Source organism: Mobilisporobacter senegalensis, from assembly GCF_003752155.1.
In the GTDB taxonomy this organism is placed as follows: Bacteria; Bacillota; Clostridia; order Lachnospirales; family Lachnospiraceae; genus Mobilisporobacter; species Mobilisporobacter senegalensis.
This window is the reverse complement of sequence record NZ_RJVG01000010.1, coordinates 119,781-134,247: the sequence shown is the minus strand read 5'-3', so window position 1 is coordinate 134,247 and position 14,467 is coordinate 119,781. Positions and strand designations below refer to the sequence as shown.

Annotated in this window: 13 protein-coding genes and 3 tRNA genes; 8 read left to right on the top strand and 8 right to left on the bottom strand. The window is 31.5% G+C overall.

Annotated elements, in window-relative coordinates; translation table 11 throughout:
• Positions 1 to 16 precede the first annotated feature (16 nt).
• From EDD66_RS14940 to EDD66_RS14930, 3 genes are all read left to right on the top strand, one after another.
• Positions 17 to 88, top strand: a tRNA-Asn gene (locus EDD66_RS14940).
• 26 nt (positions 89 to 114) lie between these two features.
• Positions 115 to 186 (top strand) — tRNA-Glu (locus tag EDD66_RS14935).
• 78 nt (positions 187 to 264) lie between these two features.
• Positions 265 to 335, top strand: a tRNA-Cys gene (locus EDD66_RS14930).
• A 91-nt stretch (positions 336 to 426) separates the two neighbouring features.
• On the opposite strand, the gene EDD66_RS14925 is transcribed toward EDD66_RS14930, so the two are convergent.
• The 6 genes from EDD66_RS14925 to EDD66_RS14900 all read right to left on the bottom strand — a co-directional run bounded on the left by EDD66_RS14925 (position 427) and on the right by EDD66_RS14900 (position 5,257).
• Complete coding sequence (locus EDD66_RS14925) at positions 427 to 1,626, bottom strand: tyrosine-type recombinase/integrase (protein ID WP_123610380.1); 1,200 nt, start codon at positions 1,624 to 1,626, stop codon at positions 427 to 429.
• A 199-nt stretch (positions 1,627 to 1,825) separates the two neighbouring features.
• Positions 1,826 to 2,821: a hypothetical protein gene (locus tag EDD66_RS14920; protein ID WP_243115383.1), complete on the bottom strand. Its 996-nt coding sequence runs from the start codon at positions 2,819 to 2,821 to the stop codon at positions 1,826 to 1,828.
• Between the two features lie 209 nt (positions 2,822 to 3,030).
• Complete coding sequence (locus EDD66_RS14915; RefSeq protein WP_123610378.1) at positions 3,031 to 3,744, bottom strand: P-loop NTPase family protein; 714 nt, start codon at positions 3,742 to 3,744, stop codon at positions 3,031 to 3,033.
• Between the two features lies 1 nt (position 3,745).
• The gene (locus EDD66_RS14910; protein WP_123610377.1) at positions 3,746 to 4,474 is read right to left on the bottom strand and encodes a hypothetical protein; all 729 of its coding nucleotides are present in this window, start codon (positions 4,472 to 4,474) and stop codon (positions 3,746 to 3,748) included.
• Positions 4,475 to 4,557: 83 nt separating this feature from the next.
• Positions 4,558 to 4,902, bottom strand: coding sequence for a hypothetical protein (locus EDD66_RS14905; RefSeq protein WP_123610376.1), 345 nt, complete (start codon positions 4,900 to 4,902; stop codon positions 4,558 to 4,560).
• Entirely contained in the window at positions 4,895 to 5,257 is a 363-nt protein-coding gene (locus EDD66_RS14900) for a hypothetical protein (RefSeq protein WP_123610375.1), read from the bottom strand. Before EDD66_RS14900 ends, EDD66_RS14905 begins: the two co-directional genes overlap by 8 nt.
• A 251-nt stretch (positions 5,258 to 5,508) precedes the next feature.
• Between EDD66_RS14900 and EDD66_RS14895 the strand changes: the two genes are divergently transcribed.
• The 5 genes from EDD66_RS14895 (at position 5,509) to cax (ending at position 11,177) form a co-directional block, all read left to right on the top strand.
• Positions 5,509 to 6,549, top strand: coding sequence for a hypothetical protein (locus EDD66_RS14895; protein WP_123610374.1), 1,041 nt, complete (start codon positions 5,509 to 5,511; stop codon positions 6,547 to 6,549).
• 89 nt (positions 6,550 to 6,638) lie between these two features.
• Positions 6,639 to 7,991, top strand: coding sequence for a transglutaminase-like domain-containing protein (locus tag EDD66_RS14890; protein ID WP_170164378.1), 1,353 nt, complete (start codon positions 6,639 to 6,641; stop codon positions 7,989 to 7,991).
• A 219-nt stretch (positions 7,992 to 8,210) separates the two neighbouring features.
• Complete coding sequence (locus EDD66_RS14885; protein WP_123610372.1) at positions 8,211 to 8,777, top strand: GNAT family N-acetyltransferase; 567 nt, start codon at positions 8,211 to 8,213, stop codon at positions 8,775 to 8,777.
• Positions 8,778 to 9,185: 408 nt separating this feature from the next.
• The gene (locus EDD66_RS14880; protein WP_123610371.1) at positions 9,186 to 9,845 is read left to right on the top strand and encodes an HD domain-containing protein; all 660 of its coding nucleotides are present in this window, start codon (positions 9,186 to 9,188) and stop codon (positions 9,843 to 9,845) included.
• 285 nt (positions 9,846 to 10,130) lie between these two features.
• Positions 10,131 to 11,177, top strand: a complete 1,047-nt coding sequence (gene cax, locus EDD66_RS14875) for a calcium/proton exchanger (protein WP_123610390.1) — start codon at positions 10,131 to 10,133, stop codon at positions 11,175 to 11,177.
• Positions 11,178 to 11,293: 116 nt separating this feature from the next.
• Here cax and EDD66_RS14870 read toward each other — a convergent pair whose 3' ends face one another.
• Together EDD66_RS14870 and EDD66_RS14865 are read right to left on the bottom strand one after the other, a co-directional pair.
• The gene (locus tag EDD66_RS14870; protein ID WP_123610370.1) at positions 11,294 to 13,084 is read right to left on the bottom strand and encodes an O-antigen ligase family protein; all 1,791 of its coding nucleotides are present in this window, start codon (positions 13,082 to 13,084) and stop codon (positions 11,294 to 11,296) included.
• 145 nt (positions 13,085 to 13,229) lie between these two features.
• On the bottom strand, positions 13,230 to 14,402 hold the full coding sequence (locus tag EDD66_RS14865) for an Ig-like domain-containing protein (protein ID WP_123610369.1): 1,173 nt from the start codon (positions 14,400 to 14,402) through the stop codon (positions 13,230 to 13,232).
• Between the last annotated feature and the right edge of the window lie 65 nt (positions 14,403 to 14,467).

Genomic DNA, 14,467 nt, shown 5'->3' with positions numbered 1-14,467 from the left:
ATCCGAAGGAAGTTATTCCTCGATAGCTCAATGGTAGAGCACACGGCTGTTAACCGTGGGGTTGTAGGTTCGAGCCCTACTCGGGGAGCTTATTTATTTAATCAAACTAATTATGGCTCCATGGTCAAGCGGTTAAGACACCGCCCTTTCACGGCGGTAACAGGGGTTCAAATCCCCTTGGAGTCATTTCATCAATTACTACTATAATTGACGAATAAAAAAATAATTGCTACAATATAATAGTTAAAAGCAATTTATTAATATGGCGACATAGCCAAGTGGTAAGGCATGGGTCTGCAACACCCTGATCACCAGTTCAAATCTGGTTGTCGCCTCTTTTAGGAAGTGCTTCAAATCCTTATAAATCAAGGGTTTGAAGCATTTTTACTATCTTAAAATCATAGGTGCAAATTGGTGCAAGCCGTTTTAGCCTAAGACTGTATTCATTTTTTGTAAAGTATCATCCTCCGGTGTTACGGAACGTAGATAATGCGTTGTCATTGTAAGTGTAGTATGTCCAAGCATTTTCTGTAATTCAGGAGTACCGACACCATTCTTATACATGATAGAAGCTGTTGAAAATCTTACCTTATGAGAGGAACGGTATTCAATCCCAATTTCTGAACAACATTTTTTTATTCGCCTGTTAAATGTACAGGTTGCTAAAGGTTTATCATTTTGAATAAATAGATACTCACTATTGGGATTTAATAGTTTAATCCATTTTAAGATAGCCTTAGCGGTATTCGTTAATGGAATGTATCGCTTTCCCTCTTCTTTATGACCTTTAATATCGTCCACTATTTCATTCTTATTATTTACAAAGCGTTGAATATAGATAAAATCTCCTTTAATATCATCCCATTTTAATCCTTTTAATTCTCCAATTCTTAGTATGAGATGAAAGTCCAGTTTAATAGCAAGGGAATATAAATCATCATTAGGTAAATAATTTATAATCTTTAAGCGTTCTATTTCGTTAAAAGGTATTATGTTATTATTTTCTGACTTATATTGAAACTGGCGGTAATTAATATCACGTAAATAATTATGTTCAATTATTTCACTTTCTATTGCATAATAGATAATACCATTCATCACACTTTTCATATCATTAAAGCGTTTACGTGTGATTGCTCCGCCTTTTGTAACTTCACGAAAATACTTGATGTAATCTTTTGGTCTTAAAAGCTTCAAAGGAACTTTAGTTATAGCATTGTCTTTAAGGAAAGTATTCCATATATAACCGTTTTCTTTTACGGTTTTTTTGGATACATTCGACTCATTTTTTCTCCATTCCATCCATTGAGGATATAAATCTTCAAGACTTGAATTACTATCACCAAAATAAAAATCGTAAAGTTTTGTATATAGTTCGGTTTCATCTTTACCAATAACCTGTTTTTCCTTGCCATTTTCAATGACCTTTGTAAATATGCGACCATCCTTTCTGGAATAGATTTTTTTCTTATGTACAGCTTCAACTTTTTTCTTTTTCATTATATATATTTTTTCTGAAACCTCTGACAATTCAATTATACCATAGCAAGCTAAATGATGAAATAGATTATCAGTATTTGCATAGGTATTAAATAAAGAAGTGTCGAAGTCGTTTAATTTTTTCATTTACACCACCATTCTTTATAGTGGGGTAAGGTTACTATTTTAGATATTTGTTTTTTTATAGTAGATATGTGAGTATTTATTGATTTATGGTTTTATTTCTTTATTTGTTATTATGGGAATTTTATAGATTTTCAGATGTTTTGTTTTTAATTTGTATTTGATATTTTTTTTAGAACCTTTAAACCCCAGTAGCAATCAGTTATTTAAAAGGGATTTCCTTGTCATTTACAGGATGAAACCCATAAAGGTAATCATGGGGTTGATATTCATTCCATGTATTTGGAGCAGTATATACCCTAATTTTGTGAATTCTTCTAAGCCATGCCTGATAGGTTTCAGGTTGCTCATTTTTAATATTGAAATACTGGTCTTCCAATTTCCAATTTGATACGATATAAACAAAATTGTAGCACGCTTGTCTGTTGTTATAACGGGCAGGTAATTGTAAGGGATATACGTCAAGGTAATTCAATATATTTCCTATGGGTAAATCACTTCTGTATTCCTCAAATACAATTACATCCTCTCCGTTATAGGTGTCAAAAGCATGTCTGTAATCTGTTATACGATATACATTGGCATCGCCATGAGAGTCTAATATATGTCTGGATTTACCATAACCTGTTTTTCCACTTACATATGTAACTACAAGATTTAGACGTCGTTCTGACTTATATTGATTAGATAGTATTTCAAGTCTTGCTTTATCAATGTGTTGTAGATTTAAGATATTATCAGGATTATTCTCCAATATTTCTACATTGGAGTAACCATCCTTTATCATTTGATATAGGTTCATTAAGTCATTACGTTTTCCCTGACATTGTTCAGGCATAGTACCCCATTCCTCAAAAGTATTCTTTAAATTAGTTGTGCCTTTCTCTGTTTCTGCCCATTTACCCTCTTTTATTATATATAATTTGTTTTCTCTTGCAGTCCCTTGTGCTTCTTCTATATGTGCAGTAGGAAATGCTTTTTTTATACTAGAAAAATATATTGGATTTTTAAATTGGACAAATAAATGGGTATGTAGCGTTCTTGCTATTTCATCTGCCATACACCAATATATGAGATTTTCCCATTGCTTAAGGGTTTCTCTAATTGCCTGATGAGATGTTTTTTTATGCTTATCAGGATTATTAAACGTTAATTGATATTTACGATTACGCCTATTATTATAATTATCTTTTTTTATTTGAAATACCGCCTTTCTTAAGTTTATGGCACAGAGCTGACACGATTACGCTTTATGCCAAAACCATTGATTTATAAGGGTTTCATCTGTTTTTGACACTGACACAGAAGTTGTGGTAATACTAGACAACTTCTGTTAGGAACGCTTTGCGTTCCCCTAGTTGCAAAAGCCTTACACTCCGTACGGCTTTCGCAACTAGGGATTCCTATTTATCTGGTTACAGCCATTTTTATATATTTGTGTAGTTTTTCCTTATCATTTATGGTAGGTACTTGTATCTGGGTAAAATCAGTTCCATTGGTCAACATATATCCTGTACCTTGCTTTCTATCAGGCTTCATCTGGTCTTTAAACTCATGAAAAAGCATATCCTTACTTTCCTGTGACAGGTTACCCAAGCCAATAACCAGATTAAAATTATCCCTGGCAGAATTAAAATATACAGCATCTACTCTTTGTTGTGCAATGATGATGTGAACGTGAAATGAACGACCTAACATTAATAAGGTTGCAAGCTTTCGTTTTTCTTCCTCTGCCACTTTCTTTTCTAAATTGTTACAATAGGATGCCCATTCATCGAAATAAAGTATAATCATATTTCTAGATGTATCTAAACCTGATTGTCTGTCCTGAAACCGTTTAAAGAAATTATCCAAACCTTTTGAACAATCATGAAACCGATAAAAGCGTGATGTACCAGATAAAAATGAAAAATCATCATCTCCCTTGTAATCACAAACATATATTTGCGAATTACTAATATGTAAAGATATACGTCCAAGCATTAATTTAGTAGCATATGTTTTACCAGAACCTGTTGCACCGAATATAACGGCATGGGGAGCTTTTTCTGGTAGCCATTCGACAATCTGCCTAATCTGATAGGAAAGATATTGTTCATTTAAAAATAATTGTATACCCATTTTAGAAATCCTTATCACTTACATTGCTGTGCATATTTCCACTATTTATTGTATTGTACATACGCTGCTTACGATGACGGCAATAAGCTTCACTTGCTATTGCAATATCCACCTGTATAAAGCTACCGGTATCAATGACGTTATCAACAAGAATAGAGGGATAGGAAGCGGAATTGTATAAAAAACGGCTTTGTGTTATTCCCTCAAAGGAATTGCTTTCTAATCTTTGGGTTATTGTTGTTTGCAAAACTCCTAATATAACATCTATATCCACTTTCTCTGCTATTTTAAAAAACATATAATGGTATATTGGAACATTACCCACAATATCATAATGAGATGGTGCGTCCATCTGCATAACCGTAGCTGGCTTCTTGAGTTTAATTATCTCACTTATATCCGATACAATTACCGCTAGATTTTTTCTAATTAGGCTGTATGTCGATTCCAATACAATAGGGTCATAATCCATAACAGATGTAACAGCCTCTACCTCTGTATTTTTTTTAGAAAAGAAATTGATAAGAACCGAAAAAAATATGATAATTGCACCAATGGTAGTAACTATTTCTATAAGGTGTGTTACAATCAGTGATATAATCATGTAAAGTACAAAGCCTGTGCATACAGCGGACAAAATGATACCTAATAATAACAAGAATAGCTTCATGTATTTCTTGTCATTAAATAGTTGCATTGCAAGATTATAGAGTTGATTTATAAAATTCATTTGACCTCCTTTCGCACCTCCAGTATATAGAGGAGGTGCATTGTGTGTCGATAGTTTTAAGAATATTGTGATAGCCAATTTGACTATTTTACTATTTCTACAGTTGAAGCCTTACAAGATAAAGAATATTCCCCATTTGATGTTCTATAAAATTTAGCTTGAAAATCAGGGGAGAATTTAACTTTGTAAGTTGTGCCATCTACTTCAAAGCTTTCAGGTGTTAGAGGGTGTTTTATACCCTCAAGTTTTACAATAATTTTTTCATACTTAAAGTTAGGAAGTACGACTTCTACCTTAATACCAGCTGGAGTATCTCCATCAGGTTTGCCATTGATATAGTTATAATAGACAGAAGCATTTACAGCAGTAGCTATCTCGGAACGTGCTATAATGGGAAAATTGAATATAAAATCAGTAGGTTTAATCATTTTGTTTGTCCTCTCTTTCATTAAGTAAAGTTATTAAGTGTTCATACACTTCTTTTGCTATTGGATATTCGTTAAGAATATCTTTAGCGAGTAACTTGTCGATAGGGTCTGTTTTATGAAATAGATAACCTGTATATCCAATTTCATAAGGAATGTCTTTCTTTTGAAAAAACAGAGTGAAAATACCAGAGTTATCACGCTGTAACTTCATTAAAGGTCTTCTATTGGAATAGATTAAGGCAGTAAATGGATTTGAGGTACTATAAACTTGTACCTCTATACCGTTGAGTAAGTGAGTTTCTCCCATAAGTACTTGTTTTGAAATACAATTATATAAAGACTCGAAATTTGTCAAAGTATGTTCTCCTTTCAATACAACTTGTAAAATGTCGTTTTTTGTGATAATATTTTAGTAAATTATGTTAATTTACAAATTCATTTATGTTAGGCCTTGCGCGCTTGGCTTGTTTTATGGACTTAGTATAACTCAAAACAGATGCAACTTCATGGGTTATATAATAACTAAACTTTAATAAAAAAACATAGTGTGATTAATGTCCCTTGACTTAACTTCATTGGAAAAACTTTTCTTGGAGATATATTAATATGCTTAATATAAAATTTAAAGATATTATTGATGCGAATAAAAGTAACGCAAGAGAGATATATAAATTAAAGAATTTAATGGATTTATTTGGAGTGACTGTAAGGCAGGTTTGTGAACGAGCAAGTGTATATGATACAGTAAACTTAGATATTGATGACCGAATAAATTATTTTTATAAATTAGCACGACGTAATTCTAGATTAGATTCTATCATGTTGTATATAAATTCATTTTTTGAAATTGTTAATGAAAGGTATTTAGAATTAGAGGGTAAAGAAGCGTGTGGTATAAAAGAAAATTTATTAAAACTTAGTCCTGAATTAAATGTAGAAATATTAATAAATAATAGCCTATATAAGAATTTGCAAAATAAAGTTTTTAATATCGTCTTAAAATACGAGAAAAAAAAGGCAGAAACAAGTTTAAATGAATCCGAATATGATGAAATCGAAAAAATTTTAAAAATGAATGGTATAAAATTTAATTTTGGTTTTGACAAATATGGTATAACGTATTTTGAAAATGAGGACTCTAATTTACTATATGAGGCATACAAGCAAGAAGAGATTTTTATAAATTTAGAAAACAGATTTATGGAATTAGATGTATCGAAGTGCTATTTTTTAGTGCATAATTGGAACGATATTAAAAGGATTTTATGGGATGAAACTACGGTTGAATTATTAACAGTATTAATTAATGAACCTATTGAATATTTGAATTCTGCTAAAGATGAAATTAAATATAGTATGACCCCTAATAATATAATAATTGATAATGCTATTGAATATTCATATATTTTGAATATATATCGCAATTTACCTTTAAAAATAAAGGCATCTCATAGTCAGTTATGGATACAATTTTACAAAGAACTAAAAAAGACATCAGTTTTAATTCTTGAAAATTTGAATAAACATTTCGACAGCATAGTTAGTATTAGTAGTCCTATTTTGGAATTTCTTTTTGTATATTTATGTACCAATTGTGATTATACAATATCTGAAGATAATGAACTACTAATAATAATGCCTCATTAGTGTTTCTTATTTTGCGGATTATTACTTGCTAATTGTTATAAGGCGCAGATAAAAATATAGTATATTACATAGATGAAAGGATATTGATGATGAAAATATTTATTAAAAAAGGTTTTTGTTATATCTTGCTTTTGTGTATCTTAGTTTCAACGATATTTGGTAATCCAATAATATCATATGCAAAAGAAAAAACCGGAGAGCAAATGGTATCAGAGATTATCAAAGAACTTGATTTAACAGATTTAAGTTATTTTAATAAGGTATTAATATGCGGGGAATGGATTGCAGAAAATATATCTTATGATTATGAGGGGTTAGAAAAGGGAACTGAAAACCGTACTCTTCTAGAAACAATGAAAGAACGAAAAGGGGTATGCCAAGGGTACGCAATAGTATTCAAAGAGTTTATGGAACAAATTGGTGTCCCATGCCTGTATATTTCCGACACTAAAATGAACCATGCTTACAATATTGTGTTAATGAATGACTATAAGTGGTATTTAGTAGAACCCCAATCAAGTTTGTCGGCAGGTTGGGAACAGGATATTTATAAAGATTATATAAATGAGGTTAAAGAAAGAATTCTTATATGGAATGAGATGGGATATGATACAGAAGATGAAGAAGAAGAAATAAGAATGTATGAAGAAAAGTTAAAACTGTTAGATGGAAGAGGAGAATTTTTACTTGATGATACATATGACAGAAATAACTTTTTGAATGGAATAAAGGATTTTGAAAATCATACAATCGCTTCTGGAAGTGGCTATTATGAATTTGTTAAATTAGCAAAAAGTAAAGTACATGGATATCCAGTGGCTACTACTAAATTAAGAAATGACCCAGATAAGGAACAAAAGCAATTTATTAATAAATCAGACGTTACATTTACTAAAAGTAATATTACTATTAATGCAGCAACATGCAAAACAAGTGTAAAATTACCTATATCTGTGAATAATTATACGATTTCAGATTTAAAATTTGATACAGATAAATTCTATATTTATGATTTAACTAAAAAAAAGAAAATTGCAAAGTACACATACTATCCTGAATTGTTTAGAAGTTTATTCGCATCTAATTTAAATTTAATTGCATATAAAGACATTTCCTCAATGTCGTTTCAGTTAACTATTAAAACAATGTACGGAAATGAAGCAACTGCTAATATTTCAATTAAATATCCTCAATTAACTCAAAAGGTTTACGATTCTTTATATAATGGAGTAAAGGTTGGTAAAAAGATAAAATTAGGCTTTACAGAGGGTGCAAAATTAAAGGATTTTAATATTTATATTGAAAAAGATGATTTAAAGTATGCGGAATATAATAGTAAAACTGGAGAAATAAAAGGAAAAAAATCAGGAGTTGCAACACTTTTGATTAAATCAAAAACCAATAAAAATTATACTTTAAGCTACACCGTTATTGTTAAATAATATTAGGTGCAAATTAGGTGCAAAATTGTCAGAGGGTTCAGAAATCCCCTTTCTATGCGGTTTTCAAAAGTGCCTGATAGTTCAAATCTGGTTGTCGCCTCTCAAAAAAGAACTTCAAATCTTTATAAATTAAAGATTTGAAGTTCTTTTTTATTGCTTAAAAGTAAGAATACAGATATAATCAGATAAACAAGAATTTGCTGGGAGGGTAGATAGAATATGAAGAATAATTATAAGGAACTTCTGTATGATAATGAAACTATTAAGGCAAAAAATATATTGCTTAGGCGATTTAAAAAAGAGGATGACAAAGATGTTTTTGAGTATGGAAGTGATGAAAAAGCTCTTAAATATCTGATTTGGGATGGATTAAAAACCTTAGATGATGCAAAATCAGTAATTATCGATTATTATTGGTCACGACCTGGTATTTATGCAATAGAATTAAAGAAAAATAAAAAATGTATCGGATGCATTGATTTAAGGTTAGAACCCGAACACGAAAAGGCTAGTTTTGGATATGTATTGAATCGTGATTACTGGGGCAAGGGCTATATGACAGAAGCTTTATTCACTGTCCTAAGCTTATGCTTTGACAAACTTGAGTTAAATCGTGTGGAATCAACGCATTATATTGGTAACGAAGGTTCGGGGAAGGTTATGAAAAAATGTGGTATGGAGTTTGAAGGAATTGGGAAACAGGAAGTTAAGATTAAAGGTGTTTTTCATGATGTTGCTCACTATGCAATTACTAGAAACACTTGGTCAGAAAATCTCCTCAAATAAGATAAATTACAATCTTGTGTTGGCGGTATGAGCACAATATAAAATCGATAGATTCCAATTTGTGAAAAGAGTGGCAAAAGTCCTAGAGGTGCATTCACCAGGTCTGCGGTGAAAGTTACCAAGAATATTTTGCCCTGTGTATAAATACAAGAATTATGCTAATTCTATATAGTATTTATCAGCTGATTTTAGTAGAATAGCATTAGCACACAGATTGGAGTGTCTACAGATTGAAAGTGTATTTGTTGAATATTTTAGTGTCATTCCAACAAATTTATTTTAAAACCAATTAAAAATATTAATTTACATATGCAATACAATAAATTTACTTTTATATAACATAAAAGGCAGGAATATTTGTTATTCTTAAAAGAAAGCATTTAATAAAAAACGAATACAGGTGATACTATGATAACTTTTAAAGAGATAAAAAAAGATTCCCAGATCAGAACGTATATAAAAAAGGCAGATGAATCTCTGGGAGCTTTGGGATATACAGAACACAGTTTTGCCCATGTGAGCATTGTGGCAGAGAAGGCCAGATATATATTAGAAACTATGGGATATCCCCAACGGGTAATTGAATTAGCACAGATAGCAGGATATATGCATGACATAGGGAATGTAGTAAACCGTGTTGATCATGCCCAGAGTGGTGCAGTTATGGCTTTTCGTATTTTAGATAAATTAGGTGTTGATCCGGATGAAATTGCTACAATTGTATCGGCTATTGGGAATCATGATGAAAATACTGCTTTTCCGGTAAATGAGGTTGCAGCGGCTTTAATACTGGCAGATAAAACGGATGTCCGGTTTACCAGAGTAAGGAACCGGGATATGGCAAGCTTTGATATCCATGACAGGGTAAATTATGCAGTAAAAGAGTCAGAGACCATTATTAATGAGGAAAAAACAAAGATTATTTTAAATCTTACCATTGATACAGAAGCTTCCTCAGTTATGGACTATTTTGAAATTTTTCTGGGCCGTATGATTTTATGCAAAAAGGCGGCAGAGAAGTTGGCACTAAGATTTCAGCTGGTGATAAATGGGCAGAAAGTTTTATAGGTATATTTAAATAATTTAAATCCGGATGTTTCTTTAAAAACCTGATAGTATCATGCTATCAGGTTTATTATTATATAAATATAACACGAACCTTTAAGAAAGAATCTCATACCTTATATATGGACCAAGTAAAGATATGTTTCTTAATTAATAATATTAAGTGCAAATATTAGTAAAATCGAGGCTTTAACCTTTTATAGAGGTGTAATGCCTCAAAGTATGGAATTTATATGACAGTTTATTACTAATATTTAAGGCATAATTTATTAAGGAGAGGGCATGAGTATGAAATATCTAAAAATCTTATTATTATGTGTACCATTATCATTTATTGGAGAATATCTTAACTGGAATGCAACATTAGTATTTTTTTTAACTTGTGTATCTATTATTCCATTGGCAGGATATTTAGGGAATGCTACAGAGGACATTGCAGCATACACCGGGCCAAAGTTTGGTGGATTTTTGAATGCTACCTTTGGAAATGCAACAGAGCTTATTATAAGTTTCTTTGCCATAAAAGCTGGTTTATTCGATGTGGTGAAAGCTTCCCTTGCCGGATCTGTATTGGGAAATATTCTTCTGGTATTAGGTTGCAGCATATTTATAGGAGGTATAAAGCATAAAGAATTAAAATATGATTCCCAGCTAGGTACTTTTACTGCAACAATGCTATTATTTGCGGTTATTGGATTATCTTTACCTGCTGTCTTTACTTTCAATGTTTCTGAAAAACTTATCTCCTCTGAATATGAAAGTTTCAGTGTAATAACAAGTATTATTCTACTTATCATCTATGTAGTTGGAATGATTTACTCCTTTAAAACACAGAAAGATCTTTATGGTGTGGAGCATGCCGATGATATTGATAATAGATGGAGCTTACCTGTAAGTATAATAATACTTGGCATTGCAACAGTCCTTATAGCAATTGAATCTGAAATACTCGTAAGTGGTATTGAGCCAATGACAGAAGCGGCAGGGATATCACGGATGTTTGTGGGGCTGATTTTAATACCCATTGTAGGAAATGCTGCAGAGCATAGTACTGCAGTTATTATGGCTCTTAAAAACAAAATGGATATCTCAATCGAAATTGCAGTCGGTTCAAGCCTTCAAATTGCACTTTTCGTTATTCCGGTCTCAGTACTACTTAGTCTTATATATACTCCAATGAGCATTATTTTTAAACCAATTGAATTATTTTTAATCGGTGCAAGTGTTTTAATAGCCAATCAGGTTGTCAAAGCAGGAAGATCCAATTGGATGGAAGGGCTAAAATTATTATCAGTGTATTTAATAGCTGCAGTTGGCTTCTTTATAGTGGGTTAATCAATTAAAAATTAGAAAAGGCTGCTGTGGTAGCTTATGATTTACTGTATAAATTTAAAAAGTAACCATACATTTTGGGGAATGTATGGTTACTTTCAACTATCAAAACATATATTTCAGTTTAACTTTTTTTCTATCATATGATTGGCTGCCATTCCCAAACCAAGAAATACCCAGAAAATAGGAGAAGTCTGAATAGCCGAGTCATTAAAAAGCCCACTTACCATATAACTTATACATGCAACAAGACATCCAAGTCCTATACTTTCTACATAATTATCTAATTTACATTTTTTATAAAGGCGCATTGACTTTATTATATATGCAAAAAAGAAAAAAACGATTGCTATAAGTGAGACCAATCCGGTTTGCAGTGCAATAGAAAGATACATATTATGTGGCTTTTCAATAAGGGTATAAGGTGTTTTGCAATTATTTGCCTTTCCTACATAATCCCATTGAGGATATATGAGGGGAAAGGTATCAGGACCACTTCCGAGGAATAAATTATTTTTTAATAACGGAAGAGATCTGGACCAGATATAACCTCTGCCAGAAGCAATATTTTGATAATTATCAAATCCAAAACTTTGGATAGGCTTTAGAGAATCATATTTCCCAAGATCATTGAAATATTGATACCCTATTTCTTCATCATAGGAAAAACGCCAGGTTCTATTATTAATTTTAGCCACAATGTATGAAATATCAGAGGTTTTCTCTACTTTGAACTGTAGAATATCAAAAGGCTCTAAAGCCAGGATTTTATCATCATTATAATAAAAATGACTGATATCATCACCGGTTCCATTGCTAAAATGTAATTCTCCCACTGTATCATTATTATCTTTAAATGATACATATAATTCCTCACCTTTATATCTGATATATATATTGTCTTCCCGTGTAAGAATTTCTTCTAAATTATAATTAAATTGTTTCATATCAAAAGATTTAAAAGTAGCAGCGATTTTTGATATGAATGTAAAATCAGAAAATGAATCGAGTCCGGTCAGTATACATAGGGATACCACAAATATCAATAAAAGCTGTTTCCAGATATTTTTTAAATGGCGGCGATAAAAGTATCCCAGAATAAATAGAGAAGCAAATAATGATACCAATCCAGTTCTAGAATAAGTCATATATAGAAGAATCAGCATGAAACCGATCATTGTAAGATATATAACCCGTTCTTTGGTTCCTTTTGCTGTTATTGCCAAAACTATAAAAAATGGAATGACCATAGCTATATATACGGAGGCATAGTTTGGATTAAATAATGTAAGAGAGACTGCATTAGAACTTAAATGACTCTTAATCTCTCCCAGATAATCAGACCAATAATCACTTGGAATAATTATCTTTTGAATTAATTCAAATCGAAAGATATCCTGACCGATCATTTGAAAAAAGCCTATGATACTTAAAATGCAGATAGAGATCACGAGAACCTTAATGATTACTTCAAAATCTTCTTTCTTTTTTACTATTTGGTATGTATAAATGGATAAAATGATATAACCCAGTAGTACAAACAGATTTTCAAAACGGCCTGCTCCACCGACCAGGGAGGAATGTGTATCCACTGAAAATAAGGTGGATAATATGGAAGCGACAGAATATATGCCCAAAGGGATATAAGCTCGGATATCTTTCCAATCAGTCCGATATAAAAGGAATAGAAAGAATAGTATCGCTGTACATACTATAGCAATGATCAGAAAAGAGTAACTTTTATAATATGAAAAAAAGTCGGTCGTAATATCATTATCTGAGAACCAGGAATATTTAGATAACCCACTTTCATATACAATTAATCGGGTAATCAGTGGTAAGATACCAATTACAAACAGGACCGGTAATAATAAATCATTAAATTCTCTCTTTTTTCCTTTTTGCTTCATTTAGATTTGCCTCCTGGTGGATCATAAGAATAAAAACAGAGCATGTAAATTCAGGCTTTAAAGAGAGAATGCTCTCTTTATGACTCATTCTTCATGCTCTGTCATATCTTTATTACATTAATAATTCACTAGATATTAATGAATTTTACCACTCATCATAATTTTCAACAGTTATCTCCATCTTATCTGAAAATGATCCGCAAGTTGCGGTGATCATAGCAGTACCTTTACTGATTGTTGTAACTTTTCCGTTATTATCTACTTTAGCAACACTTTCATTACTGGATGAAAATGTTACAGGTGTAGTAGTATTTTCAGGGTTAATAATCAGGTAATCTTTTAGGGAATAAGAATATTCATCTTCCCCAAGATAATATGTTTTTGTGAAATAGCCTAATTCTTCATCTACATAGCTAGGATCAAACTTGAATTGAGTAACAGGAATTTCTTTTACGGTCACATTTACCTTACCGATTTCAAATTTCTGACCATTATATTCGCCAAAAAGAGTAAGCTCTGTTGTACCAACGGCAACCCCTTTGATTACTGTTTCTACATCACCCCATTCAGATGTTACATCTGCTACAGATACAATATTACTGTCAGCTGACTCATAGGATACTTTAAGTCCCCATGCTAAATAGTCAACATCTATCACTGATAATGGGTAATTGGTAGAGTTTACCCCAATATCAATGGATTTTGAATTTTTGCTGATGGCAGGCATCTTAACATTTACGGTTACAGAACCTAAACTTCTTTTTGCTTTCTTATATGTCTCCGTAACAGTTACTGTAGTTGAACCTTCCTTTAATCCAACGAGATATCCTTTTTTGTCTACTGTAAGGATAGATTTATCTTTAGGTGTGAAAGAATACTTTGCTTTATAATTATAATAATCAATTGGTACAGTGGCACTATTGAAGGCGGTAACGTCCATCTTTTTTGTAAATAATTTAGATAGGGCAACATTTAATTTATATGTTCCAACTGTAGTTGTCTTGCCTTTGTATGTTTCTTTTACTACAATATCGGTTTTACCTTTACTTACTCCAGTCAGCTTACCGTATTTATCAACGGTGGCAACCTTTTTATTTTTGGAAGTATAAGTATATTTTGCATTGTCTTTCTTATTCTCTACATAAAGATATTCTGGTGTACTTGAAATACCAATGGTACCTTTAGAAGCGTATAATTTAGCTTTCGCTGCGGCTTCAACCTGAGATAAACTATGTACTGAAGGAATGCAATTTAGTAATGTTGGAGCAATTAACATAAAACATAGAAATACAGCAATTCTTTTCAAAAATTTGTTCATAATATTTCCTCCGCTAATCTTATCTTCATACGATGGAAGATAGTAGTAAATTGATATAACCTGTC

What these genes read in the sequence shown, in the direction of transcription:
- EDD66_RS14925 (WP_123610380.1), bottom strand. Translation starts at nt 1,626, where the DNA reads ATGAAAAAATTAAACGACTTCGACACTTCTTTATTTAATACCTATGCA.
- EDD66_RS14915 (WP_123610378.1), bottom strand. Translation starts at nt 3,744, where the DNA reads ATGGGTATACAATTATTTTTAAATGAACAATATCTTTCCTATCAGATT.
- EDD66_RS14910 (WP_123610377.1), bottom strand. Translation starts at nt 4,474, where the DNA reads ATGAATTTTATAAATCAACTCTATAATCTTGCAATGCAACTATTTAAT.
- EDD66_RS14905 (WP_123610376.1), bottom strand. Translation starts at nt 4,902, where the DNA reads ATGATTAAACCTACTGATTTTATATTCAATTTTCCCATTATAGCACGT.
- EDD66_RS14895 (WP_123610374.1), top strand. Translation starts at nt 5,509, where the DNA reads ATGCTTAATATAAAATTTAAAGATATTATTGATGCGAATAAAAGTAAC.
- EDD66_RS14890 (WP_170164378.1), top strand. Translation starts at nt 6,639, where the DNA reads ATGAAAATATTTATTAAAAAAGGTTTTTGTTATATCTTGCTTTTGTGT.
- EDD66_RS14885 (WP_123610372.1), top strand. Translation starts at nt 8,211, where the DNA reads ATGAAGAATAATTATAAGGAACTTCTGTATGATAATGAAACTATTAAG.
- EDD66_RS14880 (WP_123610371.1), top strand. Translation starts at nt 9,186, where the DNA reads ATGATAACTTTTAAAGAGATAAAAAAAGATTCCCAGATCAGAACGTAT.
- cax (WP_123610390.1), top strand. Translation starts at nt 10,131, where the DNA reads ATGAAATATCTAAAAATCTTATTATTATGTGTACCATTATCATTTATT.
- EDD66_RS14870 (WP_123610370.1), bottom strand. Translation starts at nt 13,084, where the DNA reads ATGAAGCAAAAAGGAAAAAAGAGAGAATTTAATGATTTATTATTACCG.
- EDD66_RS14865 (WP_123610369.1), bottom strand. Translation starts at nt 14,402, where the DNA reads ATGAACAAATTTTTGAAAAGAATTGCTGTATTTCTATGTTTTATGTTA.